General features: G+C 70.9%; 23 protein-coding genes and 2 tRNA genes. 16 read left to right on the top strand and 9 right to left on the bottom strand.

All coding sequences use genetic code 11. From position 1 onward, the window contains the following. Positions 1–118: 118 nt before the first annotated feature. A tRNA-Ser gene (locus ACFV9D_RS09830) sits at positions 119–206 on the bottom strand. A 196-nt stretch (positions 207–402) separates the two neighbouring features. Here ACFV9D_RS09830 and ACFV9D_RS09825 point away from each other — a divergent pair. Then, positions 403–1,101 carry a hypothetical protein gene (locus ACFV9D_RS09825; protein ID WP_385143544.1) on the top strand — a complete coding sequence of 233 codons (699 nt, stop codon included), beginning with the start codon at positions 403–405 and terminating at the stop codon, positions 1,099–1,101. Here the strand turns inward: ACFV9D_RS09825 and ACFV9D_RS09820 are convergent, their stop codons facing one another. Then, on the bottom strand, positions 1,102–2,556 hold the full coding sequence (locus tag ACFV9D_RS09820) for a S1C family serine protease (RefSeq protein WP_385143542.1): 1,455 nt from the start codon (positions 2,554–2,556) through the stop codon (positions 1,102–1,104). It abuts the gene before it with no gap. Between the two features lie 177 nt (positions 2,557–2,733). On the opposite strand from ACFV9D_RS09820, the gene ACFV9D_RS09815 reads away from it, so the two are divergent. From ACFV9D_RS09815 to ACFV9D_RS09805, 3 genes are all read left to right on the top strand, one after another. Continuing rightward, on the top strand, positions 2,734–3,555 hold the full coding sequence (locus ACFV9D_RS09815) for a glycerophosphodiester phosphodiesterase (protein WP_385143540.1): 822 nt from the start codon (positions 2,734–2,736) through the stop codon (positions 3,553–3,555). Between the two features lie 73 nt (positions 3,556–3,628). Further along, positions 3,629–4,231, top strand: coding sequence for an ATP-binding protein (locus tag ACFV9D_RS09810; RefSeq protein WP_385143538.1), 603 nt, complete (start codon positions 3,629–3,631; stop codon positions 4,229–4,231). Between the two features lie 362 nt (positions 4,232–4,593). Continuing rightward, the gene (locus ACFV9D_RS09805; RefSeq protein ID WP_385143536.1) at positions 4,594–5,562 is read left to right on the top strand and encodes a DUF5926 family protein; all 969 of its coding nucleotides are present in this window, start codon (positions 4,594–4,596) and stop codon (positions 5,560–5,562) included. A 213-nt stretch (positions 5,563–5,775) separates the two neighbouring features. Here the strand turns inward: ACFV9D_RS09805 and ACFV9D_RS09800 are convergent, their stop codons facing one another. Together ACFV9D_RS09800 and ACFV9D_RS09795 are read right to left on the bottom strand one after the other, a co-directional pair. Further along, on the bottom strand, positions 5,776–6,360 hold the full coding sequence (locus ACFV9D_RS09800) for a hypothetical protein (protein WP_385143534.1): 585 nt from the start codon (positions 6,358–6,360) through the stop codon (positions 5,776–5,778). Between the two features lie 363 nt (positions 6,361–6,723). Then, positions 6,724–7,422, bottom strand: a complete 699-nt coding sequence (locus tag ACFV9D_RS09795) for a bifunctional DNA primase/polymerase (RefSeq protein WP_385143532.1) — start codon at positions 7,420–7,422, stop codon at positions 6,724–6,726. Between the two features lie 381 nt (positions 7,423–7,803). Here ACFV9D_RS09795 and ACFV9D_RS09790 point away from each other — a divergent pair, with 381 nt between their 5' ends. Then, a complete protein-coding gene (locus ACFV9D_RS09790; protein ID WP_385143530.1) occupies positions 7,804–9,333 on the top strand; it encodes a PP2C family protein-serine/threonine phosphatase in 1,530 nt (509 codons plus the stop codon). A gap of 104 nt (positions 9,334–9,437) precedes the next feature. Further along, positions 9,438–10,898 (top strand): aminopeptidase P family protein, encoded by a 1,461-nt coding sequence (locus tag ACFV9D_RS09785; protein ID WP_385143528.1) that lies wholly within the window; start codon positions 9,438–9,440, stop codon positions 10,896–10,898. A 70-nt stretch (positions 10,899–10,968) separates the two neighbouring features. Here ACFV9D_RS09785 and ACFV9D_RS09780 read toward each other — a convergent pair whose 3' ends face one another. Further along, a complete protein-coding gene (locus tag ACFV9D_RS09780; protein WP_385143526.1) occupies positions 10,969–11,436 on the bottom strand; it encodes an ATP-binding protein in 468 nt (155 codons plus the stop codon). Between the two features lie 220 nt (positions 11,437–11,656). Here ACFV9D_RS09780 and ACFV9D_RS09775 point away from each other — a divergent pair, with 220 nt between their 5' ends. The 9 genes from ACFV9D_RS09775 to ACFV9D_RS09735 all read left to right on the top strand — a co-directional run bounded on the left by ACFV9D_RS09775 (position 11,657) and on the right by ACFV9D_RS09735 (position 21,474). Next, positions 11,657–12,460 carry a hypothetical protein gene (locus ACFV9D_RS09775; RefSeq protein WP_385143524.1) on the top strand — a complete coding sequence of 268 codons (804 nt, stop codon included), beginning with the start codon at positions 11,657–11,659 and terminating at the stop codon, positions 12,458–12,460. A 191-nt stretch (positions 12,461–12,651) separates the two neighbouring features. Beyond that, on the top strand, positions 12,652–13,383 hold the full coding sequence (locus ACFV9D_RS09770; protein ID WP_385143522.1) for a YcnI family protein: 732 nt from the start codon (positions 12,652–12,654) through the stop codon (positions 13,381–13,383). A 93-nt stretch (positions 13,384–13,476) separates the two neighbouring features. After that, positions 13,477–14,142, top strand: a complete 666-nt coding sequence (locus ACFV9D_RS09765) for an SCO family protein (protein ID WP_385143860.1) — start codon at positions 13,477–13,479, stop codon at positions 14,140–14,142. Beyond that, the gene (locus tag ACFV9D_RS09760; protein WP_385143520.1) at positions 14,139–14,606 is read left to right on the top strand and encodes a copper chaperone PCu(A)C; all 468 of its coding nucleotides are present in this window, start codon (positions 14,139–14,141) and stop codon (positions 14,604–14,606) included. The genes ACFV9D_RS09765 and ACFV9D_RS09760 overlap by 4 nt, the downstream gene beginning before the upstream one ends. A gap of 24 nt (positions 14,607–14,630) precedes the next feature. Further along, entirely contained in the window at positions 14,631–16,553 is a 1,923-nt protein-coding gene (locus ACFV9D_RS09755) for a copper resistance CopC/CopD family protein (protein ID WP_385143519.1), read from the top strand. 5 nt (positions 16,554–16,558) lie between these two features. Beyond that, positions 16,559–17,818: an iron uptake transporter deferrochelatase/peroxidase subunit gene (gene efeB, locus ACFV9D_RS09750; RefSeq protein WP_385143517.1), complete on the top strand. Its 1,260-nt coding sequence runs from the start codon at positions 16,559–16,561 to the stop codon at positions 17,816–17,818. Positions 17,819–17,868: 50 nt separating this feature from the next. After that, positions 17,869–18,804 (top strand): prephenate dehydratase, encoded by a 936-nt coding sequence (gene pheA / locus ACFV9D_RS09745; RefSeq protein ID WP_385143515.1) that lies wholly within the window; start codon positions 17,869–17,871, stop codon positions 18,802–18,804. A 577-nt stretch (positions 18,805–19,381) separates the two neighbouring features. Then, positions 19,382–20,671, top strand: a complete 1,290-nt coding sequence (gene serS / locus ACFV9D_RS09740) for a serine--tRNA ligase (RefSeq protein WP_385143513.1) — start codon at positions 19,382–19,384, stop codon at positions 20,669–20,671. Further along, positions 20,668–21,474: an HAD family hydrolase gene (locus tag ACFV9D_RS09735; RefSeq protein WP_385143511.1), complete on the top strand. Its 807-nt coding sequence runs from the start codon at positions 20,668–20,670 to the stop codon at positions 21,472–21,474. Before serS ends, ACFV9D_RS09735 begins: the two co-directional genes overlap by 4 nt. 16 nt (positions 21,475–21,490) lie before the next feature. Here ACFV9D_RS09735 and ACFV9D_RS09730 read toward each other — a convergent pair. From ACFV9D_RS09730 to lpdA, 3 genes are all read right to left on the bottom strand, one after another. Further along, positions 21,491–21,575: transfer RNA gene (locus ACFV9D_RS09730), tRNA-Ser, on the bottom strand. Positions 21,576–21,761: 186 nt separating this feature from the next. Continuing rightward, positions 21,762–22,379, bottom strand: a complete 618-nt coding sequence (locus ACFV9D_RS09725; protein ID WP_385143509.1) for a rhomboid-like protein — start codon at positions 22,377–22,379, stop codon at positions 21,762–21,764. A 95-nt stretch (positions 22,380–22,474) separates the two neighbouring features. Further along, positions 22,475–23,878: a dihydrolipoyl dehydrogenase gene (lpdA, locus tag ACFV9D_RS09720; RefSeq protein WP_385143507.1), complete on the bottom strand. Its 1,404-nt coding sequence runs from the start codon at positions 23,876–23,878 to the stop codon at positions 22,475–22,477. Between the two features lie 125 nt (positions 23,879–24,003). On the opposite strand from lpdA, the gene ACFV9D_RS09715 reads away from it, so the two are divergent. Further along, positions 24,004–24,714 carry a FadR/GntR family transcriptional regulator gene (locus ACFV9D_RS09715; protein ID WP_385143505.1) on the top strand — a complete coding sequence of 237 codons (711 nt, stop codon included), beginning with the start codon at positions 24,004–24,006 and terminating at the stop codon, positions 24,712–24,714. Between the two features lie 106 nt (positions 24,715–24,820). Here the strand turns inward: ACFV9D_RS09715 and ACFV9D_RS09710 are convergent, their stop codons facing one another. After that, positions 24,821–25,540 carry an ABC transporter permease gene (locus ACFV9D_RS09710; RefSeq protein WP_385143503.1) on the bottom strand — a complete coding sequence of 240 codons (720 nt, stop codon included), beginning with the start codon at positions 25,538–25,540 and terminating at the stop codon, positions 24,821–24,823. Positions 25,541–25,548 lie beyond the last annotated feature (8 nt).

Genomic DNA, 25,548 nt, shown 5'->3' with positions numbered 1-25,548 from the left:
CCGACGTGCCCCTCCCGTGCCCGATCAGACAGGGAACAAGGGGGAGCGCCGGGCGATCACAGTGCCTGAACAAGCGAACGGCCCCCGACCATCGATCCTGGTCAGGGGCCATTTCACCTGGCGGTGGGTGTGGGATTTGAACCCACGGTGACTCGCGCCACGACGGTTTTCAAGACCGTTCCCTTAGGCCGCTCGGGCAACCCACCCATGCCCCGCCTCACCTGCTGCGGAGCGGGCAACAGCCTACCGGCTGGGCGCCTGGGGCGGGGAGGGGCGGCCGGAGGAGGGGGTGGTGACGGTCGGAGACCGTCCGCAAAGCGTTACGGCCGCTCGGCTTGCCCGTGTCCTGGCGTCGGTACGGTTCCCCCGGCAACCGAGCCGACCATCACCAGGGAGCACCCGATGCGCCGTATCCGCGCGCTCGTCGTCGGCACCGTGGGTGCCGCCCTGTTGGCGGCGGGCGGTACCGGCTGTGGGCCCGGGACCGGATCCAGTACGCAGGGCAAGGCGACCGCCTCCCGGACCTCGGCCTCGGTCCCTGCCCCGGTCGTCACCCACACGCCTTCGGCCTCGGCCTCCGCCTCGGCGAGTCCCACGTCCACACCCAAGACCAGCGCTCCCAGCCGAACCGCGCCGCCGACGTCGAAGCCCGCGACCAGGCCGCCCGTGCCGACGTACCTCTCGATGCGCGTGGCCGCGCCCGGCGGTCGGCTCAGTCTGAAGCCCGGCGGGGCCGCACAGGGGTTCACCGTCACCCTCGACAACGGCAACACCCGCGCCTACCGGCACCTGCTGCTCGCCTTCCAGATGGAGGCCATGCCGGGCGGTTCGGCCCACCCCGCCTACACCCTGGAGCGCTGGGACCGCGCGACCGGGACCTGGCGCCCGGCCACGCTGCGCATCGCCAACGACGCCTTCCCGTACGCGCTCTACGAGGGCGGCACACCCCTGGCCAAGGACGCGGCGCCCACCTACCGCTACCGCGTCCGCGCCCTCACGGGAGCGCCGCCCGGGCCCAACCCCGTCCTGGTCAGCCTGATCGACACGGACACGGACACCCGCGCGTCCTACGCCTCCCTGCCCCAGACCACGCTCGACTAGTCAGTTGTCGCCCGTGCGTTCGCCCAGGGTGACCGTGGTCTTCGCCGTCTTGCCGTCGCGCTCGTAGGTGAGCTCCACCGAATCGCCCGGCTGGTGGGTCCAGATCTCGCTGATCAGCGTCGGGCCGCTGTCGATCTGACGGTCACCGAAGCCGGTGATCACATCGCCCGCCTTCAGGCCGGCCTGCGCCGCCGGGCCGTTCGCGGTGACGGAAGGAGTGCCGCCCGCGCCCTCGTCCGCGATCGTGGCCCCCTCGCCCTTGTCGACCATGTTCACGGTCGCGCCGATCACCGGGTACACCGGCTTGCCCGTCTTGATCAGCTGCTCGGCCACGTTCTTGGCCTGGTTGACCGGGATCGCGAAGCCGAGGCCGATCGAGCCCGCCTGGGACTGGCCGAAGCCGTTGCCGGTCGACTGGATCGCCGAGTTGATGCCGATCACCGCGCCGCTGGCGTCGAGCAGCGGGCCGCCGGAGTTGCCCGGGTTGATCGAGGCGTCCGTCTGCAGCGCGCTCATGTACGAGTTGCCGCCGCCGGAACCGTCGCCCGAGGCGACCGGGCGGTTCTTGGCGCTGATGATGCCCGTCGTGACCGTGTTCGACAGGCCGAAGGGCGCACCGATCGCGATCGTCGAGTCGCCGACCGCCACCTTGTCGGAGTCGCCGAGCGGCAGCGGAGTCAGCCCTTCCGGTGCCTTCTTCAGCTTCAGCACCGCCACGTCGTAGCCCTCCGCCCGGCCCACGACCTCCGCGTCGTACGTCTTGCCGTTCGAGAAGGTCGCCGAGAGCGTGCCGCCCTCCGCCGCCGATGCCACCACGTGGTTGTTGGTGACGATGTGGCCTTCCTTGTCGTAGACGAAGCCGGTGCCCGTGCCGCCCTCGCCCTCGCTCTCACCGCTGCTGCCACCGGACTTCGCCTGGATCGTGACCACGCTCGGCAGCGCCTTGTCGGCCACCGCCGCGACCGTCCCCGGGTCACGCTTGAAGGCGGCGGGGGAGTCCGCCGAAGAGACCGTGGTCGAGCGGGTGCCCTCGTCACCGCGCTCGGCCGCCCAGTAGCCGATGCCACCGCCCACACCACCGGCCACGAGCGCGGCCACGAGAACCGCGGCGACCAGGCCGCCGGTGCGCTTCTTCGGGGCCAGTGGGGCAGGCGGGACGGGCGCGCCCCAGGCCGGCACGGCCGGCGGCTGCGGGGGCCGGCCACCCGCGCCCGCCGGTGCACCGGCACTCGCGCCGGCGCCGGCCGGGACCTCCGCCGGAGGGGTCACAGGCAGCGGTGCGGTGGCGTGCTCGGACCGGGGGGAGTGCCCGGGCGTCGGCTCCGACACCGCTGCCGTCTCGGAGGCGTCCACAGCAGGCGGTACGGGAGGGGCGGGAGGCGTCGGAGGGGCGGGAGGGACGGACGGGGCATTCGGGTCCGCCGGAACCGCGCTGCCCTCGTTCTCGGTGCTCACAGCTCTCTCCTCGTTCACTGCACGGGTGGATGCCATCACTAGGGTGCTGCGAACAGCTTTTCCCACAGGGCGTCAGGCCACTGTAAGCCGGAGCTGTGCGTCCGCGCCCGATTCTTTATTTACGGACAGACCGGACACGATCCGGTACGGCCGCCCCGCCAATGGCACCATGACGCGGTGACCCACGCACGGCAGCACACGAACCGCGTCCCCGTCCAGGTGGTGGCCCACCGCGGAGCCTCCGAGGACGCCCCGGAACACACTCTGGCCGCCTATGTGAAGGCCATCGAGGACGGCGCCGACGCCCTCGAGTGCGACGTCCGGCTCACCGCCGACGGCCACCTCGTCTGCGTCCACGACCGGCGCGTCGATCGCACCTCCAACGGCCGCGGCGCCGTCTCCGCCCTGGAGCTCGCCGACCTCGCCGCCCTCGACTTCGGCACCTGGAAGGGGCGCGAGGAGGCGAGGGAGAGTCCGGACTGGAAGGACCCCGAGCTCACGTCCGTCCTCACCCTGGAACGCCTCCTCGAGCTGGTCTCCGACGCCGGGCGGCGCGTCGAGCTCGCCATCGAGACCAAGCACCCCACCCGCTGGGCGGGCCAGGTGGAGGAGCGACTGCTCCACCTCCTCAAGCGCTTCGGCCTCGCCGAACCGGCGGCCCCCGAGGACTCCCCCGTACGCGTCATGAGCTTCTCGCCGCGCTCGCTGAGCCGGATCGCGGCCGCCGCGCCGACCCTCCCCATCGTCTCGCTGTCGCAGTTCGTCACGCCCCGGCTGCGCGACGGGCGGCTGCCGTCGGGCGCGCGGATCGCCGGACCGTCGATCCGGATCGTCCGCCACCACCCCACCGTGATCCTTCGGCTCCAGAAGGCCGGACACCAGGTCCATGTATGGACTGTGGACGATCCGGAAGACGTGGAGCTGTGCGAGCGGCTCGGCGTGGACGCGATCATCACCAACCGCCCGAAGCAGGTGCTGTCCCAGTTGGGCCGCGTTTGACCCGTTCTCCCCACCCGTATCGGGCCTTACAGGGAGTGCACCGGCGCGTTCGGTCCGTACTCGATCGTCACGAGTGCGTCACCGGACGCTTATCGGCCGGTTTCCGGTCCAGGCCATTGGGGCATCCACACCGTGGCGTGGGGCAAAGGAGGTCTCGGGGGTGGCGTTGGTGGTGGCACAGGAGGTGCCCACGTCGTCGAGCATGGCCGTACCCCATGGCCCTGCGGGCGTGGGTGAGGCGCGACACCGTATGCGGGAGCAGTTGAGCCGCAGCGGGATGTCCGAATCGGTCGTCGACGATGCGGTACTGATCCTTTCCGAGCTGCTCAGCAATGCCTGCCGGCACGGCAGGCCGCTGGGGCGGGCCGAGGTGGGCGACGGGGACGTCCGAGCCGCGTGGCGCGTCGACGCGTCGGGTGGCCTGACGGTCGAGGTGACGGACGGCGGTGGTCCGACACGGCCTGTTCCGTCGACGCCCTCGGTCACCGCTCGCGGCGGCCGTGGGCTGAACATCATCAGCGCGTTGGCTCAGGACTGGGGCGTACGGGACAGCGCGAGCGGCGAGGTCACAGTCTGGGTGATCGTCACCGAGGGCCATCGCCGCGAGGATTTCGCGGCGAGGGTCGGCGGCGGCTCGGGCTTCGACTTCCTGGACGCGTACGACGACCTGGACTGACGGGGCACGTACGACGACCTGGGCTGGGGATCTGGGCCGAGGATCCGGGCTCGGATCTGGGCCGAGGATCCGGGCTCGGGGCCCGGGCTCGGGATCTGGGTTGAGGATCCGGGCTAGGGGATGCGCGCTCGGGATCTGGGCTCGGGATCCGGGCTGAGGACCGAGCGGCAGCTGACCGCGCTGCGGCTGCGGGACAGAGCCCGCGCGACAACGGACAGCAGGGCCGGGCCGCTGGTCGGACACCCACCGACGCGGCCTTCGCCCCGCATCGCTTCCGTACGGCTAGGCTCGCCCGACACAGAGCCGTGCACCGAGCACGGCGCCTGCACAACAGCACTGCCGCTATCGGGAGAAGCCACACCATGGCCAAGAAGCGCCCCCAGACGAAGGCCGCCAAGGCACAGGTCACGAACGGGGAGATCCCGGTCGTCGGTGCGCGGGAGCCGTGCCCGTGCGGTTCGGGCCGCCGCTACAAGGCGTGTCACGGCCGGGCCGCCGCGCACGCCGTGACCGAGCTCGTCCAGCGCCCCTTCGAGGGACTGCCCGGCGAGTGCGACTGGGTCGCGCTGCGCGAACTGGTGCCCGCCGCCACCGTCCCGCTCACCCTGAAGGACGGGCTGCCCGAGGGCGTGCCGTCCGTGACGCTCGCGACCGTGCTGCCGATGGCATGGCCGGCGCTGCGCCGCGACGACGGCTCCGTGCTGCTCGCGCTGCAGAACGACTCCTCCTCCGGCGACCTCGCCCGCGATCTCGCCGACACCCTCCAGCGCGCCCTGGAGGCGGAGCCCGGCACCCCGGTCACCGCCCGCCGCGTCCCGACCGAGGGCCCCCGCCTGCAGGACCTGCTCGACCCGAACAGCGATTTTGCGCCGGTCGTGCACGAGGGCTTCGAATTCTGGATTCCGGAGTCCGCCGACAACTCCAACCCCGAGGTCACCGCATCTCTGGAGCGGGCGAACGCCGCCGCGATCCCCACCGTCAAGCTGACCGGCGTGGACTCCGCGTACTGGTGCGAGACCCCGGAGAAGAACCACCTGCGCTGGGTCATGCCGTACCCCGAGGAGAAGCTCCTCGACGCGCTCGCCCGCCTGCACGCAGCCGGCACCTCCTCCCTCCGCGACGACACCCGCCTGGTCGGCTCCTTCCGGGCGCACGGCCTGATGGTCCCCGTCTGGGACCTGCCGACGTCGATGGGCGCCGAGGAGTGCGAGAAGCCGGCCGCCGAGTTCGCCGAGCGACTGGCCACGGCGCTGGCCTCCGACGCCCCGCTGACGCCGGAGGAGCGCCGGGCGCGCGGTGGTCTCACCAACCGTCAGGTCACTCTCAGCTGACCTCCGGGGCGGCCGTGGTGACTGACAGACCGATCAGTCGGTGACTTCCGCCACAACTCCCCCGCACGACCGGGTAAATCCCTGTCCGAATAACCGAGATCGAATTTGCGAACCGCAGATCTCTTGTTACCGTTCTAGAAGCCCGGTCGCTGGTGCATCCCCCGTCGCCAGCGACCGGGCCTTCTCATGTCCGGACGGATCCCGTCCGATGACTCAACTGCCGCCCGCACCGGCCGCATTGCTCCCCGACCGCAGCAGCAGCGGCGTACGGCCGCCCTCTCCCGCACCCGCGAATTCCGCCACCGCCGAATATGCCGAAGCGGCCCCCCGGGCGCGTTCCCGAGGCGTCTCGCAGGCCCCCGGTTCGTCCTGTGCGGCAACGGCGCAGCGCACTTGTACGGTCCGCCCGCCGGGGCCCATCAGGGTGAGCACGGCGTCCAGCCGCTGGCCGGTGGCGTTGCGGTAGTACGTGCGCGCCCAGGTGTCGGGTCCCTCCGTGAGCACACAGGTCTGGGCCTCGATCCCGTCGGGCGAGGTCAGCTCGGGTCCGCAGTGCGAGGCGCGGCCGGGGAGGTCCGAGGGCGACGGCTGCGTCGCGGGTGGAGTCGGGGGCGTCGGCTGCTCCGTGGGAGCGCCCGCGGGAGCGCCGAGGCCGAGCCCCGGCAGCAGGCCGCCGTCGGCCTTCGGCTTCGCGTCGTCGCCGGGCCCCGGGCCGGCTGCCGGGCCCGCCAGGGCAGCCAGCGGCAGCAGCGTGGCAGCCACCACGACGGCCCCGAGCCCGATCATGCGGAGATTCATGGGACCCACCTGCCCGGCTGGCTGCGACTCGTGAACGGTGGGCCGAAGATATCGGCGGATCGGGGGCGCACCGTGCGCCGCGCGCCCATTTCCCGTACAAGTCGGGCAGCCTCACACCCGTTCGGGTGACGCAGACGCCGGACACGACCCCGGGATCCCACCGCTGCCGCGCGAGCCACACGGGCCGCACCGGTCGCCGCCGGCCGGCCAGACGTCCGCCGATCAGGCCCTCCGCCGACCGGACCGTCCGCGGCCCAGACGTCCGCCGACCAGGCCCTCCGCCGACCGGACCGTCCGCGGCCCAGACGTCCGCCGACCAGGCCCTCCGCCAGCCGGACGTCCGCCGACCAGCCCGTCCGCCAGTCAGTACGCGAGTCTGCTGCCGCCGCCCGGCGCGCCGGTGCTCGCCTCCACCAGCGCGTCCACCACCGCCTCCACGTCCGGCAGCCACGGCCTGGCCGAGCCCCGCAGCGGCGCCCGCTCCCAGCGCACCTGCCCCGTCCCCGCGACCGACGGCGGCAGCAGCAGATAGCCGCCCTCGCCGTGGAAGCGCAGCGAGCTGGGCACGCTGTCCTTCGCGTAGAGGAGTTCGCCGAGCTGTTCGAGGCTGTACGGGGCGACCAGCAGCGACCAGCGGGTCGGCGTGGCCACCACCGGGCCGAGCCGCATGCCCATCGCATCGAGGGCCGCAAGGGCGCGCGCCCCCGCGACGGCCGGCAGGCTCAGCGCGCAGGGCGCCGTACCGCCGGTGGCCAGGACGATCGGGGCGTCCGGGCGGCGGGTCCACCACCAGCGGATCATGCGCTCGTCGGTGGTGGCCGCGAGCAGCCCGGGGTCGAAGGGGTGCGCGCCGGGGACGACGCACTGCGGGTCGGGGCAGGCGCAGCCGGCCGCTCCGGACGTACGTGCACCGCCGGACATGCGCGTCGTCGTCTTCAGCCCCACGCCGGGCAGTACGGGCCAGCCCCAATCGGTGGCGCAGGTGAGCGCCGCGTCGAGCCGGACGGTCCTCTCCTTGCGCCGGAACCGGAACCTGCGTCGCCTTCCGAGGATCTCGCGCATGAGCGCTCGTTCCTTTCCGTTGAACGCCGAATCCACATCACACCATGTGCAGATCACTTCACTGTGCGTATCAGCGCGTACAAGGTCGGCGGTTCACCGCCCCGTGCGGTGGGGCGGGAGGGGCCGAGCTGAGGCTCGTCGTCCACTCGAGGGGCGCGGCCTGCGGCGGTGAGGACGCCCAGGCACCCTGCCAGGTTCCGGGGCTGCTTCAACTGCCCCTGGCCATCACCGTTTACGTACCCATCACGTTCAAATCAACGCGCTTTCAAACGACGCCAGTCGACCGCAAAAGGTGCACGGTGGGGGTAATTTTCAGCCAACTTGGCCTGCACTTCAACCCTTCCGTCAAACCCCATAGACACCACAAGTCCCGCGGGGACAATGCTGGACATCGCTCCTCTTGTGCGTGTACATGTGGATGCATTGCTAGCGGCGCAGATTGACATGGGGGTTTGCGATGCTAATGAGCGAAACGAACCGGTCGGAAAGCCGGTCGACATGAGCGCCCCACACCTGCCGAAAGTGGCCGGAATCGATTCCACGGTTCCCTCGCCCGCGCACACTGCCGCGCCCATCCCGACCGTCATCCCGTCCGCCGCGGCCCTCCCGGGCATCCCCGGCGCGATGATCCAGGACCGGCTGGCCGGCTGGGTCTCCGACCTCACCACCCTCCACGAACTCACCGAACGCCTGGTCAAGACCGCTTCGCTCGACGAGGCACTGCACGAGGTGCTCCGCGCCGGCGCCGCCCTCGTCGGAGCCCGCCGCGGCATGGCCGTCTTCGAACCCGCCGACGGACTCGGCCCGACGTCCACCGTCGGCCTCGGACTCGCCCACGCCGAGCTCGGCACCATCGAGACCGTGCCGCGCAGCGCCACCTCCTACGGCCGCATCCTCGACGGCCTACCCGAACCGACCGGCTCCCGGACCGCCGTCCCCGATCCGATCGCCGTCCCCGACCTCCTCGGCGAGGCCGAGCTCGACCCGCGCCACCGCGAGGTCGCCGCCCGGCTCGGCTACGCCGCCAGCTACGCCCTCCCCCTCGCCACCGAGGCCGCCGGCCGCCTCGGCGCCCTCGTCTGGCTCTACGACGAGCCCGCCGAACCCGTCGAACGCCAGCGCCACCTCGTCGGCCTCTACGGCCGGTACGCCACCGAACACCTCGGCCGCCTCCTCGAGCTGGAACGCGCCCGCGTCCAGGTCGCCACCATCGCCGAGGAGTTGCTGCCCAGCCGCCTCCCCCGCGTCCCCGGCGTCCAGCTCGCCGCCCGCCACCGCACCGGCCCCCAGGGCGGCGGCGACTGGTACGACGCGCTGCCGCTGCCCGAGGGCGCCCTCGGACTCGCCGTCGGCTCCGTGTCCGGAACCGGCCCGAGCGCGCTCGCCGCCATGGGCCGGCTGCGCGCCTCCCTGCGGGCGTACGCGGTCATGGAAGGCGAGGACCCCGTCGCCGTCCTGTCCGATCTGGAACTCCTGCTCCGACTGACCGAGCCCGCCCGCTCCGCCACCGCGCTCTTCGCCTACTCCGAGCCGAAGGAACGCAAACTCGTCCTCGCCGGCGCCGGGCACACCCCGCCGCTGATCATCGGCGACCACCGCACCGAGTTCGTCGAGACCTCCCTGTCCGCCCCCCTCGGGATGCTCGCCTGCTGGGAGGCGCCCAGCGTCGAGATCGCCCCCGCCCCCGGAGAAACGGTGCTGCTCTACACCGACGGGCTGCTCCGCCGGACCGGCGACCCCATGGACCGGGCCTTCGCACGGCTCCACGCGGCCGCCGCGAGCGTGCCGAAGGCCGACCGCACCGACCCCGGTGCCATCGCCGATCACGTACTGCGGACCCTGCTGCCCGACGGCCTCGACAGCGCCGTCGACGGGGAGGACGTGGTCCTGCTCGCGGCCCGCTTCGAGTGAGCGGTATGTGACTCAGCGGTAACGGGTCTTCCGGCCCTGGGCCCCCTTCCGTACGACCGTACGATGGTGATGGTTCAGTGTCGTACCAATGAGGAGGCAGACCCGTGGCCGAGGAGCTCACACCGGAGACCCCGGACGAGACCGAAGAGCCGATCAAGCAGCGTAAGAACGGCCTTTACCAGGGCGTCTCCGACGAGCTGGCCGAGAACATGAAGTCCGGCTGGGCCGACACCGAGCTGCACGACCTGCGGCCGATCGCGCAGGCGAAGCACACCGCCGCCCGTCGCGCCGCGCTGTCCGCCCGCTTCCCCGGCGAGCGACTGGTGATCCCCGCGGGCAACCTGAAGACCCGCTCCAACGACACCGAGTACAGCTTCCGCGCCTCCACCGAGTACGCCTACCTCACCGGCGACCAGACCGAGGACGGCGTCCTCGTCCTGGAACCGGTGAAGAACGGCGGCCACAAGGCGACGATCTACCTACTGCCCCGCTCCGACCGCGAGAACGGCGAGTTCTGGCTCGACGGCCAAGGCGAACTCTGGGTCGGCCGCCGCCACTCCCTCACCGAGGCCGAGCAGCTCCTCGGCATCCCCGCCAAGGACGTCCGCAAGCTCACCGCCGCCCTCAAGGACGCCACCGGCCCCGTCCGCAACGTCCGCGGCCACGACGCCGGCATCCAGGCCGCCCTGGCCGACAAGGTCACCGCCGAGCGCGACGAAGAGCTGCGCGTCTTCCTCTCCGAGGCCCGCCTCGTCAAGGACGACTTCGAGATCGCCGAGCTCCAGAAGGCCTGCGACTCCACCGCCCGCGGCTTCGAGGACGTCGTCAAGGTCCTCGACAAGGCCGAGGCGACCAGCGAGCGCTACATCGAGGGCACGTTCTTCCTGCGCGCCCGCGTCGAGGGCAACGACGTCGGCTACGGCTCCATCTGCGCCGCCGGACCGCACGCCACCACCCTCCACTGGGTCCGCAACAACGGCCCGGTCCGCTCCGGCGACCTGCTGCTCCTCGACGCCGGAGTGGAGACCAACGAGCTCTACACCGCCGACGTCACCCGCACCCTGCCGATCAACGGCCGCTACACCGAGCTCCAGCGCAAGATCTACGACGCCGTCTACGAGGCGCAGGAGGCCGGCATCGCCGCGGTCAAGCCCGGCGCCGCCTACCGCGACTACCACGACGCCGCCCAGCGCGTCCTCGCCGAGAAGCTCGTCGAGTGGGGCCTCATCGAGGGCCCGGTCGACCGCATCCTGGAACTCGGCCTCCAGCGCCGCTGGACCCTCCACGGCACCGGCCACATGCTCGGCATGGACGTCCACGACTGTGCCGCCGCACGCACCGAGACGTACGTCGACACCACCCTCGAGCCGGGCATGTGCCTGACCGTCGAGCCGGGACTCTACTTCCAGGCCGACGACCTGACCGTGCCGGAGGAGTACCGAGGCATCGGCGTCCGCATCGAGGACGACATCCTCGTCACCCAGGACGGCAACCGGAACCTCTCCGACTCGCTGCCGCGCCAGGCCGACGAAGTCGAGGCATGGATGGCCGCCCTGAAGGGCTGACCCGCGCGCCTACGAGAGGGCCCCCGCCGACACCGGTCGGCGGGGGCCTTCCCGTATCCGGCAGCCGTACTCAGGCCAGCGCCAGAGGTGGGGGTGCCCCCGCGCCCACGGCGTAGGGGGAGTCCGACCGCCATTTGACGATCTTGTCGAAGCTGACCAAAGCCCCTCCCCGGCCCGTACGGCCGAAGTGGACATGGTCCGCCAGCTCCTCGATCAACCGCAGACCCCGACCGTTCTCCGCATCGGGCGCGGCGGGCAGCGGCGAACCGGAAAAACCCGGACCCGAGTCCGCCACCTCGATCCGGCAGGTCTCGCCGTCCAGATAAGCGGTCACCCGATACGCCTCCGAGCCCACACCGGAACCGGTGTCACCACCGTGCTCGACGGCATTGGCGCACGCCTCGGTCAGCGCGACCGACAACTCGTACGACACGTCCGGGTCGACGCCCGCGGTCTCCATCGTGCCGAGAAGGAGCCGCCGGGCGAGCGGAACGCTCGCGGCCTCGCGCCGCAGATGGAGAGACCACCAGATGCTCATGCTCCAGCCTCCTGGCTGCGGCTCGACATGCTGCGGCTCGACATACCGATACCTATTGCCGCCCGAAGGGGTCCGTAAGCCCCTGAGGAACACAAGAGCGCTCATTCGGCGGATGTGGGCACGCCGTGGGCCGGTGTATGTCGCGCCCGAAGGCACCAAAGGGTGACCTTCCGGACCTGCCGTATGGCAGGCAGGGGCCTGGTGCGATGATGGCCCCGCCATGTCTGCCCCCGCGCTCGCGCCACGCCTGCTGAGGGCCGCGGTGTTCACCGCGGTCTGCGTCGTGCTGTCCGGGCTCGGACACGCCCTCGCCGCATGCGCGGGCATCGCACTGTGGACCGTGGTCGCCGGATTCCTCGGAATCTTCGGGATCACCGTCCTCTTCGCCGGACGGGAGCGTTCACTTCCCGTCATCGTCACCGCGCTGGCCGGCGGACAACTCGGACTGCACGTCCTGTTCGGCCTCGGACAGCGCCCGCTGACGGCCGGCACCCTCGGCCCGGCCTCCGACGACGCACTGATCCGCATGGCCGCCAAGCTGGTCTGCGGCGCGGGGGCCGCGTCGATCAGCCCCGCCGACGCGACCCGGATCATCACCGACGCCGGCCTCGACCCGGCCACCGCGGCCACCCAGCCGCACCCCTCCCACGCCGCCCACCTGGCGACCGGCGCCGCGCAGAACACCGACCTGCTGCCCAACCTGCCGATGGCGCTCGGCCACCTGCTGGCCGCGCTCGCCACCGGCTGGCTGCTGCGCCGCGGCGACCTCGCCCTCGGCCGACTCGTCCGGCTCTCCGCCCACGGAGCGACCGAACTCGCCGAAGGCGCCCTCGTCCGGTCCCTGCGCGCCGCACTGACTCTCGTACGGGCGCTGCTCGCCGGCCTTCCCGGGCTCCCGGCGGCCGGGCCGCGCCGCCCCGCCCGTACCGCGGCCGACACCTCTCCGCCGCCCGTCGCGGCGGCACTCCAGCACACGGTGATCCGACGCGGCCCGCCGGCCGCCGACTGCGTCCTCGCAGCCTGACGCGGACCGCTCACAGGGAGCGGGCCGCGGTGAACCGCGTCCCCACGCCCACGACCGGTCGTCGCGCTCGATCACACCGCTCTGCCGCACCGCTCGAGCGCACCGATCCGTCGCACCGATCCGCCGCGTCGCCGCGGCAGTCGGCGTGGTGGACCTCCCACCCCTTCTCCCGAGCTGGAGTGTCTTCTGCCATGAACGTTTCCCGTATCGCCGTCGCCGGTGGCATCGCCCTCTCGTCCGTCGTCCTCCTCTCCGGCACCGCCTTCGCGCACGTCAGCGTGCAGCCCCAGGGCGAGGCCGCCAAGGGCGGCTACGCGACCGTCAACATCAAGGTCCCCAACGAGCGCGACAACGCCTCCACCGTCAAGGTCGAGGTCAACTTCCCCACGGACCACCCGCTCGCGTCCGTGATGCCGCAGCCGGTGCCGGGCTGGAAGGCCGAGGTCACCAAGGCCAAGCTCGCCAAGCCGCTGGAGCTGCACGGCAAGAAGATCAACGAAGCCGTCTCCAAGGTCACCTGGACCGCCGACGGTTCGAAGATCGGCCCCGGCCAGTTCCAGCAGTTCCCGCTCTCCCTCGGCCAGCTGCCCGAGGACACCGACCAGCTCGTCCTCAAGGCCATCCAGACCTACGACAACAACGAAGTCGTCCGCTGGATCGAGGAGACCAAGGAAGGCGCCGAGGAGCCGCAGAACCCCGCCCCCGTACTGAAGCTCTCCGCGGCGACCGACGACCACCACGGCGGCGGCGCGAAGACGGACGACAAGGCCGGTCACGACGAGAAGCCGCACACCGAGGCCGCCGCCGACAACCACGCCGACTCCAGCGACACCACCGCCCGCGTACTCGGCGTCGTCGGCATCCTCGTCGGCATCGCCGGCGTCGCCTTCGGTGTGCTCGCCGGCCGCCGCCGCTCGGCCTGACCCCCTTCCGTAGAGAGAACACCTTTCATGTCAGTCCAGAAGACGACCGACCCGAAGACCGATGCGCAGCCCCGGCCCAGCCGCCGCGCGCCCCTGATCGCCGCGGCCGTCGCGGTCGTCGCCGCCCTCGCGGTGACAGCCGTGGTCGGCCTCGGCGGAGGCGACGACAAGACGACGGGCTCCGGCAACGGACCGGTCGCCGAAGTCTCCACCGACGGCGACAGCACCAAGGCCGCAACGGTCCTCGACCGGCCGTTCACCAAGCCCGACCTCGTCCTCACGGACACCAAGGGCCAGAAGTTCGACCTGCGCGAGAAGACCAAGGGCAAGCCCACGCTGATCTACTTCGGCTACACGCACTGCCCCGACGTCTGCCCGCTGACGATGAGCAACATCGCCATCGCCAAGAAGCAGCTCCCCAAGGCCGACCAGGACAAGCTCCAGGTCGTCTTCGTCACCACCGACCCCGAGCGGGACACCCCGGCCTCACTGGCCAAGTGGCTCCCCGCCGCCGGTGACCCCTCCTTCACCGGTCTCACCGGCGACTTCTCCACGATCCAGGCGGGCGCCCGCCAGATCGGCATCGGCATCGACCCGCCGAAGAAGGAGAAGAACGGCTCGGTCGTCTCCATGCACGGCGCCCAGGTGATCGCGTTCTCGCCCACGACCGACCAGGGCTACGTCCTGTACGGCGAGGACACCACCGTCGAGGACTACGCCAAGGACCTGCCGAAGATCATCAAGGGGGAGAACCCGTGAACCGCCGCACCACCGTCCTGTCCGCCACCGTCGCCCTCACGGCCGCACTCGCGCTGACCGGATGCTCGACTGACAGCTCCGCCGAAGCCGGCGGCAAGCCCGAACTCGAGGTGAGCGGCGCGTTCATGCCGCAGCCCGTGATGGACATGGCCGGCGGCTTCCTGACCATCAAGAACGACAGCACCACCGCGGACAAGCTCACCTCCGTCACCAGCCCCATCTCCGACGACGTCCAGATCCACGAGACGAAGAACCAGAAGATGCAGCAGGTGACGTCCTTCGACATCCCTGCCAACGGTGAGCTGAAGCTCGAACGCGGCGGCAGCCACATCATGTTCATGGGCCTGAAGACCAAGCCGAAGCAGGGCGAGAAGGTCAGCATCGAGCTGCACTTCGAGAAGGCCGACCCCATCAAGGTCGACCTTCCCGTCGAGGCCGCCACCCACAACCCGAAGCAGCACTGAGCTCCTTGAGGGACTGACACACTCATGCCAGCCACCGCCCCGCGCCTCGGAACCGCCCTGGCCCGACTGCTGCTCGTCGCGGCCGCGCTCCTCGGCACCCTGCTCGCCGGCGCCGCCCCCGCGTCCGCACACGCCGCGCTCACCGGCAGCGACCCGAAGGACGGGGCGGTGGTCGCCATCGCCCCCAAGGACGTCAACCTCACCTTCTCCGAACAAGTCGCCATGAGCGCCGACTCGATCCGGGTCCTCGACCCGGATGGCAAGCGCGTCGACACCGGAGAGATCCGCGACCTGTGCAGCGGATCGATCGTCAAATACGGGGTCGGACTCCGCTCCGGACTGCCGGAAGGCACCTACACCGTCGCCTGGCAGACCGTCTCCGCCGACAGCCACCCCATCGCGGGCGCCTTCACCTTCTCCATCGGCGCCCCCTCCCAGACCTCCGTCGCCCTGCCGGACCAGGAAGCCGGCGGCGGACTCGTCGGCACCCTGTACGGCATCGCCCGCTACCTCTCCTACGCCGGCTTCGTCGTCCTCGTCGGCGGCGCCGCCTTCGTCCTCGCCTGCTGGCCACGCGGCGCCGGCGCACGCCCCGTGCAGCGGCTCGTCGTCAGGGGCTGGCTGACCCTCACCGCGGCCACCCTCGCCATGCTCCTGCTGCGCAACCCGTACACCGGCTCCGGCGAACTCGCCGACGCCTTCGACCTCGGCGGACTGAAGACCGTCCTGGAGACGAAAACCGGCGCCGCGCTGATCTCCCGGCTGATGCTGCTCGGCGCCGCGGCACTCTTCGTCGCCGTGCTGTTCGGCGCGTACACCAAGCGGACCGACGAGAAGGAGAAGAAGGACCTCACCTTCGGACTCGCCATCGGCGGCACCGTCGTGGCCGCCGGCATCGCCGGCACCTGGGCACTCGCCGAACACGCCTCGACCGGCCTGCAGCCCGGCATCGCGATGCCCGTCGACATCCTGCACCTGCTGGCGGTGGCGGCCTGGCTGGGCGGCCTGACCGCGCTGCTCGTCGCGCTCTACCGGGCTCCCGGCATCGAACGGACCGCCGTCGAACGCTTCTCGAAGGTCGCCTTCGGATCGGTGATCGTCCTTGCCGCGACCGGGCTCTACCAGTCCTGGCGACAGGTCGGCTCCTGGTCGGCCCTCACCGGCACGGCGTACGGACAGCTGCTGCTGGTCAAGATCGGGCTCGTGGCTGTGCTCGTGGGCATCGCCTGGATCTCCCGCCGATGGACCCAGCGACTCGGCGCACCTGCGGCGGACGCCGAGACGGCGGAGGCGGCCGAAACCGCAGAGGCCGTCGACACCGCGGAGAGCGCTGATGTCGAGGAGGTCGAGGAGGTCGAAGACGTCGACCCCGAACGCGCCGCCCAGCTCGCCCGGCAGCGGGCCGCCGTCGCCACCGCCCGCAAGAAGCGGAACCGGGACGCCGACCCCGAGCGGACCGGCCTGCGCCGCTCCGTACTGACCGAAGCCATCGTCGCCGTCGTCCTGCTCGCCGTGACCACCGTCCTCACCTCGACCGAGCCCGGCCGCACCGAGGAAGAGGCAGGACGCTCACAGTCCGCCTCCGGCTCCACCGCCGTACCCGAGCGGCCCGTGGACATCCGGCTGCCCTTCGACACCGGAGGCGTCGACGGCAAGGGAACGGTACGACTCAACCTCGACCCCGGCCGCACCGGCGCCAACGCCCTGCACATCTACGTCGACCGCCCCAACGGGCGCCCGCTCGACGTCCCCGAGATCAAGGTCGCCTTCACCCTCAAGGAGAAGAACGTCGGCCCGCTGCCGGTCGTACCCGACCGGATCCAGACCGGACACTGGAGCGCCACCGGCGTCCAGATCCCCATGGCCGGCGAATGGCAGATCCAGGTGACGGTCCGCACCTCCGACATCGACCAGACCACCATCGACAAGAACGTGAAGATCGGCTGACCCGCGTGAGCAACGACGACAACCTTGAGATCTCCCGGCGGCGGCTGCTCGGCACGGTCGGCGCCGCAGGCGCCGCCGGCATCGCGCTCGGCGCCGCCGGTGGCGCCGGGGTGTACGCGGCGGCCGCCGACTCCGGCCCCTCGGCCACCGACGCGAAGGCACTGACGACGGTCGGAGCGACGGAGGCGATGTTTCACGGGAAACATCAAGCGGGGATCACCACTCCGCTTCAATCACGGGGCCACCTGATCGCCTTCGACCTCGCACCCGGAGCCGGCCGCAAGGAAGCCGCCGCACTCCTGCGCCGCTGGTCCGCGACCGCCAAGGCCCTGATGGCCGGCGAGCCCTCGACCGACGACACCGGCATCGCCCTCGACGCCGGCCCCTCCTCCCTGACGATCACCTTCGGCTTCGGCCACTCCTTCTTCGGCCGCACGGGCCTCACCGCACGCCGCCCCACCCAACTCGATCCACTGCCGGCGTTCTCCGCCGACGCACTCGACCCGAAGCGGTCGGAGGGCGACCTGTGGGTCCAGATCGGCGCCGACGACGCCCTGGTCGCCTTCCACGCCCTGCGCGCACTCCAGAAGGACGCGGGCGCGGCAGCCAAGGTCCGCTGGCAGATGAACGGCTTCAACCGCTCCGCGGGCGCCACCGCGAAGCCCATGACCGCCCGGAACCTGATGGGCCAGGTCGACGGAACCGGCAACCCGAAGCCCTCCGACCCCGACTTCGACCAGCGGATCTTCGTCCCCGCGGGCGCGACGGGCTCGCAGGAATGGATGGCCGGCGGCTCGTACGCCGTCGTGCGCCGCATCCGCATGCTCCTCGACGACTGGGAGAAGCTCTCCCTCGACAAGCAGGAGAAGGTCATCGGCCGGCGGAAGTCCGACGGCGCCCCGCTCACCGGCGGGAACGAGACGACGGAACTCGATCTGAACAAGGTCGGACCGGACGGCAAGCTGGTCATCCCGGACAACGCCCACTCCCGCATCTCCGCCCCCGAACAGAACGGCGGAGCGGCCATGCTCCGCAGGCCTTTCTCCTTCCACGACGGCATCGGACCGGACGGCACACCCGACGCCGGCCTGCTCTTCGTCTGCTGGCAGGCCGATCCCCTGAGGGGCTTCGTGCCCGTGCAGCGCAAGCTCGACCGCGGCGACGCCCTGTCCACCTTCATCCGCCACGAGGCCAGCGGCCTCTTCGCCGTACCGGGCGGGGCGGCCGAGGGCGAGTACGTGGGCCAACGACTGCTGGAGTCGTGAGCCCGGGCGAGCGGCGGGTCCACACGTCCGGCGCCTATTAGGGTGACCGTATGTCAGCCACCCGGTATACGTATCTCGGTCCCGAAGGCACCTTCACGGAGGCCGCGCTGCGTACGCTGCCCGAGGCCGCGACCCGGGAGCTCGTCCCGATGGTCTCCGTCCCGGCCGCGCTGGACGCCGTACGCAACGGAGAGGCCGCCGCCGCTCTCGTACCGATCGAGAACTCGGTGGAGGGCGGCGTCACCGCCACCCTGGACGAGCTGGCCTCCGGCGAGCCGCTGATGATCTACCGCGAGGTGGTCCTGCCGATCGCCTTCGCCCTGCTCGTACGGCCGGGCACCACCATGTCCGAGATCAAGACGGTCACCGGGCACCCGGTCGCCCAGCCGCAGGTGCGGAACTGGATGCGGGCCCACCTGCCCGATGCCCTGTGGGAGTCGGCGGCGTCGAACGCGGACGGCGCCCGGCTCGTCCAGGAGGGCCGTTTCGACGCGGCCTTCGCCGGCGAGTTCGCCGCGGCGACCTACGGCCTGGAGGCCCTGGTCACCGAGATCCACGACGCCGAGAACGCCGAGACCCGGTTCGTCCTGGTGGGCCGGCCGGCCCGGCCGGCCGCCCCGACGGGCGCGGACAAGACCTCGGTCGTGCTGTGGCTGGGCGAGGACCACCCCGGTGCCCTCCTCGAACTGCTCCAGGAGTTCGCGGTGCGCGGGGTCAACCTGATGCTGATCCAGTCCCGGCCGACGGGCGCGGGCATCGGGAACTACTGCTTCGCCGTGGACGCGGAGGGTCATATCTCCGAGCGGCGGGTGGGCGAGGCGCTGATGGGCCTCAAGCGGATCTGCCCAAAGGTGCGCTTCCTCGGGTCGTACCCGAGGGCCGGTGTCTCGCGGGAGGACGTGCGGGGGCTGCGGCGCGGGACGTCGGACGAGGAGTTCATGGCGGCCTCCGATTGGCTGGCGAGGGCCCAGGACGGTCGGGCCTGATCCGATGATGCGCCACCGCTCCCGGGGCCGGGGGCGGTCGTCCACAGGTGTGAACCACTAGTCCTACCTGCATACTTTTCGGTTACCCACAGAAGTTATCCACAGGTGCGCTTCTCGACCTGGGGACAAGTCGACAACACAAGCAGACATGGTCGACAAATCACCCTAGTCACTCCACAAGCGTCCACAGTGCGCCACGTCGGCCCGTGTCACCTCAATTCCATTGATCAACTCTTTAGAGCGAGGAATTCCCACCCGAATGAGTGTGTGGGGGAGGTTTGATCGGGGAATTCTTGGGCCTGCACAACCGATTCGAAACGATCTCCTCAGTGATCCACAGAACTTCCGCACAGCCTGTGGATAACTCTCGGGAGGCCCGCACTCCTGTGGAGAAGTCCCTTGATCCACTGGGCGGTTCGGTCAAGCCGCGCACATCGATCCGCCCCTTTTCGGGGGCTCGCGGCCGGTTTATTGACGAATAGGGTAGGCATTTCCCAATCCCGGCAATTCGGGCAAAGCGACACGCAAGGCTATATCCGGTTGGGGTGTCACGACCCCGCACCGGTAGCCTGGTGGGGTGATTGACCTTCGCCTGCTCCGTGAGGACCCCGACCGTGTTCGCGCCTCCCAGCGCGCCCGTGGAGAGGACGTCGCGCTCGTCGACGCCCTGCTCTCTGCCGATGAGCGGCGCAGGTCGTCCGGCGTCCGCTTCGACGAGCTCCGTTCCGAGCAGAAGGCGCTCGGCAAGCTGATCCCCAAGGCCACCCCCGAGGAGCGCGCCGAGCTCCTGCAGCGGGCCGAGCAGCTCAAGACCGACGTCAAGGCGGCCGAGGCCGAGCAGAACGAGGCCGACGAGACCGCCCGCGCGCTCCTGCTCCAGCTCGGCAACATCGTCCACGCGGACGTGCCCGTCGGCGGCGAGGAGGACTTCGTCGTCCTCGAGACGCACGGCACCATCCGCGACTTCGCGGCCGAGGGCTTCGAGCCCAAGGACCACCTGGAGCTGGGCGAGGCGCTGGGCGCCATCGACGTCGAGCGGGGCGCCAAGGTCTCCGGCTCGCGCTTCTACTACCTGACGGGTGTCGGCGCCCTGCTGGAGCTCGCCCTCGTCAACGCGGCGATCGCGCAGGCGACCGAGGCCGGGTTCATCCCGATGCTGACGCCGGCGCTGGTGCGCCCGCGGGCCATGGAGGGCACCGGCTTCCTCGGCCAGGCCGCGGAGAACGTGTACCACCTGGAGAAGGACGACTTCTACCTCGTCGGTACGTCCGAGGTGCCCCTCGCCGCGTACCACATGGACGAGATCATCGACGCCGACAAGCTCCCGCTGCGCTACGCCGGCTTCTCGCCGTGCTTCCGTCGCGAGGCCGGTACGTACGGCAAGGACACCCGGGGCATCTTCCGGGTCCACCAGTTCGACAAGGTCGAGATGTTCTCGTACGTCGCTCCCGAGGACGCGGAGAACGAGCACAAGCGGCTCCTGGACTGGGAGAAGCAGTGGCTGACCGCCCTTGAGCTGCCCTTCCAGGTGATCGATGTGGCCACCGGCGACCTGGGCTCCTCCGCCTCGCGCAAGTTCGACTGCGAGGCGTGGATCCCGACGCAGGGCAAGTACCGCGAGCTGACCTCGGCGTCGAACTGCGACGGTTTCCAGGCGCGCCGCCTGTCCGTGCGGATGCGTGACGAGCGGGACGGCAAGAAGGTCGTCCAGCCGCTGGCGACGCTGAACGGCACGCTGTGCGCCGTGCCGCGCACGATCGTGGCGATCCTGGAGAACCACCAGCTGCCGGACGGTTCGGTGCGGGTGCCGGAGGTGCTGCGGCCGTACCTGGGTGGCCGCGAGGTCCTGGAGCCGATCTCCAAGTGAGCCCCTTCCCGTACAAGCTCGTCGCGACGGACCTCGACGGCACGCTGCTGCGCGCCGACGAGTCGGTCTCGGAACGTACGCGTGACGCCCTCGCCGCCGTGGTGGCGGCGGGGGCCGCGCACATCGTGGTCACCGGGCGCTCCGTGCCCTGGACCCGGCACATCCTCGACGACCTCGGTTACGAGGGACTCGCGGTGTGCGGTCAGGGCGCGCAGGTCTACCACGCGGGCGAGCACCGGCTGCTGACCTCGGTGACCCTGGACCGGCAGCTGGCCGGCCTGGCGCTGTCGAAGATCGAGGCCGAGGTCGGGCCGCTGGCGCTGGCCGCGAGCCGCGACGGTCTCGACGGCGAGGTGCTGGTCAGCCCCGATTACCGGGTCCAGGAGGGACCGCTGCCGGTGGTCCTCTTCGAGGACCCGACGGAGCTGTGGTCCGCCCCGCTGAACAAGCTGTACATCCAGCACCCCACGCTGTCCGACGACGAGCTGGCGGGTGCCGCCCGGCAGACGGTCGGCAGTCTGGTGGATGTGGTGATGGCCGGTCCGGGGATCGTGGAGATCCTTCCGCTGGGTCTGACCAAGGCCACGGGTCTGTCGCTGGCGGCGCGCCGGTTGGGTGTGAAGGCGGCGGATACGATCGCCTTCGGCGACATGCCGAACGACATCCCGATGTTCGGCTGGGCGGCGCGGGGTGTGGCGATGGCCAACGCGCACGAGGCGCTGAAGGCGGTCGCGGACGAGGAGACGGCCTCGAACGAGGACGACGGCATCGCGGTGGTGCTGGAGCGTCTGCTCGCGGAGTAGGGGTTTTCTGTGTCTGCGGAGGATGCGCGGATCGAACGCGCGCGGGGGTGACCCCGACCAGGGCTTAGCAAGCCCGTGCCTTACCACTCGGCCAATCCTCCGGGTGGGCGGCCCGCGCGGAGAACCCGCGCGCTCGAAGCGGCCGCCCCGGCGGCGCTAGGGGGCGCCGCCCTGCAGGGAGCTCGACGGACTCGAACTCCGGCTCGAACTGGTGTCGGTCATGGTCGCGCTCCTCCCCGGTCTCGTGGCCGGCCTGGCCTCACGGCGGGTGTCTCCCGCCCGCACAACTAGTGTGCGCGCGGCGGAGGTTCGTAGGCCAACGATTTACTGTGCGGGACGCCCCGGGTGAGCGGCCGGCAGGCAAGGCCGATCGCGAGCGAGATCGCGTGCCCGAGGTCCGTGTACGTATGGCTCGTGCAGAGCGGTACGGCGAAGAAGGCCACCGCCCCCGCCAGATAGAGCCACCGCCAGGGGCGCGGGATCCGGTACGTGAGGATCCCGGCCGAGGCCGCGAGCCCGTAACTGACCCCGATGTCCACGACGTGCGCCATGCTGCGCGGCACGTCGTGGTCCTGGATCGCCTCCAGGACGACCTTCTGGCTGATGAGCGTCGCCGCGATGTGTGCCGTGGCGACGGTGAGGAGCCATCTCGGCGTGCCGAGCCAGCGCTCGACGGGCGCGTGGAAGGCCTCGAACAGCACCGCGTACGCGAGGAAGTCGGAAGGGTCCTCGATCCAGAAGGCGCTGCCGAGCAGGGCCTGGAGGGGGTGGTGGGAGAGCTGGTGCAGGTTGCTGCTGTTGCGGTGCAGGAGGTAGTGCTCCAGGCCGTCCGACGACAGCGCGATGACGATGCTGGTCATCGCGATGATCAGCAGCCAGACATGCGTACCGGGTGACGAACGCACCCACGACCTGATCGGTCGGGACGGTTCGCCACCCGGCGGCTGGGGTTCGGGGGTCGGCACCCTTCAGTGCCTATCACCCTGAGGTGGGAGAACCCTTAGAAATTGATCATGTGTCCGGCAAGGCCGTGGATGGCTTCCTTCACGGCCTCGCCCAGGGTCGGGTGCGCGTGGACGTTCCGCGCGACCTCGTTGACGGTGAGGTCCCACTGCTGGGCCAGCGTCAGCTCGGGCAGCAGCTCGGTGACGTCGGGGCCGATCAGGTGGGCGCCGATGATCTCGCCGTACTGCGCGTCGGCGATGATCTTCACGAAGCCGGTGGAGTCGCCGAGGCCGTGCGCCTTGCCGTTGGCGGTGAAGGGGAACTTGGCGACCTTGACGTCGTAGCCCTTCTCCCGCGCCTGCGCCTCGGTCCAGCCGAAGCTGGCGATCTGCGGCTGGCAGTAGGTGGCGCGCGGGATCATCGGGTAGTCGAGCTCCATGGTCTCGGCGTCCCCGATGGTCTCGGCGGCGACGACACCCATGGACTCGGCGGTGTGCGCGAGCATCAGCTTCGCGGTCACGTCGCCGATGGCGTAGATGTGCGGCACGGACGTGCGGCAGCGGCCGTCGACGTCGATGGCGCCGCGGTCGGTGAGCGCCACGCCGGTGTTCTCCAGGCCGTAGCCGGAGACGTTGGGGGCGAAGCCGATGGCCTGGAGGACCTTGTCGGCCTCCAGGACCTTCTGCGCGCCGTCCTTGCCGGTGACGGTGACGCGGACCTGCGGGCCGGACTCGTCGATCGTCTCGACGCGGGTCGAGGTGAGGACGTCGATGCCGAGCTTGCGGTACTGCTTGGCCAGCTCCTTGGAGACGTCCGCGTCCTCCAGCGGCGCGATCCGGTCCAGGAACTCGACGATGGTGACCTTCACGCCGTAGTTGTGGAGCACGTACGCGAACTCGATGCCGATCGCGCCGGCGCCGGCGATGATGATCGACTGCGGCACGTCCTCGGCGACGATCTGCTCCTCGAAGGTCACCACGCGCTCGCTGCGGGCCGTGCCGGGCAGCAGGCGCGGGGTGGCGCCGGTGGCGATGATGCAGTTGTCGAAGGTGATCGTCTGCGTGGTGCCGTCGGACTTGGCGACCTGCATGGTGTGCGCGTCGACGAAGGTGCCGCGGCCGTCGAACTCCGTGATGTTGTTCTTCTTCATCAGGAAGTGGACGCCCTTGACGCGGCCGTCCGCGACGGTGCGGCTGCGGCGGAACGCCTCGCCGTAGTCGAAGGAGACCGTGCCGTCGACCTTGATGCCGAAGGTCTTCGCCTCGTGGTTGAAGATGTGGGCGAGCTCCGCGTTGCGCAGGAGCGCCTTGGTGGGGATGCAGCCGACGTTCAGGCAGACACCGCCCCAGTACTTCTCTTCGACGACCGCGACCCGCTTGCCCAGCTGGGCGGCGCGGATGGCGGCGACGTAGCCGCCGGGGCCAGCTCCGAGTACGACGACGTCGAAGCGGTCTGACATGACTGACTCCCGAAGGTGGTGAGGGTGTTCGTGTCCGCGTACGGGCCCACAGTAGTCCGGTGCCTCTCGCACGGTCAGTTGTAGGATGACTGGGCAACCGGGCGAATATCTTTCGTGGAGTGGTGATGGCGCTGAAGGCGGCGGGGCGGACCTCGCTGGTGGACTCCGTGGTGGAGCAGCTGCGCGACCAGCTGGCGGAGGGCGAGTGGGAGGTCGGGGACCGCATTCCGACCGAGCACGAGCTCGCCGAGCAGCTGGGCGTGGGGCGCAACACGGTCCGCGAGGCGGTACGGGTGCTGGTCCACGCGGGTCTCCTGGAGTCCCGGCAGGGCAACGGCACCTTTGTCAGGTCGACCGCCGATCCGGCCGCCGTCCTGCGTGGAATGCGCCATGCGGGTGCGGGGGACGTCCTGGAGCTGCGGATGGCGCTGGAGGCGGAGGCGGCGCGCCTCGCGGCGGTACGGCGGGACACGCACGACCTGCTGCGGCTGCGGGCGGCGCTGACGACGCTGCGCGAGGAGGGCGGCCGGGACGCGGACGCGGACATGGCCTTCCACCTGGCCGTCGTCGGAGCCACGCACAACGCTGCCTTCACCGAGATGTACCGCTTCTTCTCCACCCAGGTGCACGAGGCGCTGGTGGAGGCCCTGGGTGACCGGGAGATGCCGCCCGTCGACATCGACGCGCACGAGGCGCTGCTCGCGGCGATCGAGGCGGGCGACGCGGAGGCGGCGGAGGCGGGGGCACGGGAGCTCCTGCGGGTGCCCCTGGAGACGGTCGCGACGCTGACGGGTGAGGCCCATGCGGACGAGAAACCGGCGGGCGGGGCGCTGTGACCATCGGGTCCGAGCCGCCGCCTGTCGTCGACGCCGAGGCCGGCGGCCAGGGACCGGAAGGTCTGAGCCTGCTGGGTCCCTGGCCTCGGCGTCCGCCCCCGGGCTTCTACTCCTCGCCGGCCAGCTTCAGCGTCCGCAGCTTCTGGCCCGCGTACCAGGTCGCGGCGACCGTCACGCCGACCAGCAGCGCCACCGCCGTCCCCAGGCTCACGTCCGAGGTGACCAGCCCCTCGCCGCTGACCTTCTGGGCGACCGCGAGCGCCCACTGCTGCACGCTGAGGGTCTTCGCCCCGGAGATCAGGGAGCCGAACAGGGCCTCCCAGACCAGCGCGTAGACCAGCCCGATGACCACCGCGTGGCGGCTGACCGTGCCGAGCAGCAGGAACAGCGCGCTGTACGCGATGGAGGCGACCAGCGCCGCGACGGTGTACGCCACCGCCACCTGCTGCCCGTTGCCGTTGAGGATCATGCCCGCGATGAAGGTGGGCACCGCCGAGAACACCATGGTCACGGCGATGGCCACGATCAGCTTGGTGAAGATGATCGTGGGCCGCTTCACCGGCTTGCTCAGCAGGTAGACGATCGAACCGTCGTCGATCTCCGGGCCGATCGCGCCCGTTCCGGCGATGACGCCGATCAGCGGCACCATGGTGGCGAGCGCGAAGCCGCCGAGGACGTCGGCCGCGATCTGGTCGTCGGCGCCGTTGAACGCCCGTACGGCTGCGGCGATCACCAGCAGGAGCGCGGGGAGCGCGAAGAGGATCAGCGCCCGCCGGCGGCCGAGCAGGGCCCGGTAGGTGAGCCGGGCGACTGTGGGGTTGTACATCGGTCAGG

This window comes from Streptomyces sp. NPDC059875, from assembly GCF_042731085.1.
Lineage (GTDB): Bacteria > Actinomycetota > Actinomycetes > Streptomycetales > Streptomycetaceae > Streptomyces.
The sequence above is the reverse complement of the archived record's forward strand: the minus strand, read 5'-3'. Positions and strand labels throughout refer to the sequence as shown.

Coding starts and splice junctions, on each gene's coding strand:
- ACFV9D_RS09825 (WP_385143544.1), top strand. CDS start 403: ATGCGCCGTATCCGCGCGCTCGTCGTCGGCACCGTGGGTGCCGCCCTG.
- ACFV9D_RS09805 (WP_385143536.1), top strand. CDS start 4,594: ATGGCCAAGAAGCGCCCCCAGACGAAGGCCGCCAAGGCACAGGTCACG.
- ACFV9D_RS09800 (WP_385143534.1), bottom strand. CDS start 6,360: ATGAATCTCCGCATGATCGGGCTCGGGGCCGTCGTGGTGGCTGCCACG.
- ACFV9D_RS09795 (WP_385143532.1), bottom strand. CDS start 7,422: ATGCGCGAGATCCTCGGAAGGCGACGCAGGTTCCGGTTCCGGCGCAAG.
- ACFV9D_RS09790 (WP_385143530.1), top strand. CDS start 7,804: ATGCTGGACATCGCTCCTCTTGTGCGTGTACATGTGGATGCATTGCTA.
- ACFV9D_RS09780 (WP_385143526.1), bottom strand. CDS start 11,436: ATGAGCATCTGGTGGTCTCTCCATCTGCGGCGCGAGGCCGCGAGCGTT.
- ACFV9D_RS09775 (WP_385143524.1), top strand. CDS start 11,657: ATGTCTGCCCCCGCGCTCGCGCCACGCCTGCTGAGGGCCGCGGTGTTC.
- ACFV9D_RS09770 (WP_385143522.1), top strand. CDS start 12,652: ATGAACGTTTCCCGTATCGCCGTCGCCGGTGGCATCGCCCTCTCGTCC.
- ACFV9D_RS09755 (WP_385143519.1), top strand. CDS start 14,631: ATGCCAGCCACCGCCCCGCGCCTCGGAACCGCCCTGGCCCGACTGCTG.
- pheA (WP_385143515.1), top strand. CDS start 17,869: ATGTCAGCCACCCGGTATACGTATCTCGGTCCCGAAGGCACCTTCACG.
- lpdA (WP_385143507.1), bottom strand. CDS start 23,878: ATGTCAGACCGCTTCGACGTCGTCGTACTCGGAGCTGGCCCCGGCGGC.
- ACFV9D_RS09715 (WP_385143505.1), top strand. CDS start 24,004: ATGGCGCTGAAGGCGGCGGGGCGGACCTCGCTGGTGGACTCCGTGGTG.
- ACFV9D_RS09710 (WP_385143503.1), bottom strand. CDS start 25,540: ATGTACAACCCCACAGTCGCCCGGCTCACCTACCGGGCCCTGCTCGGC.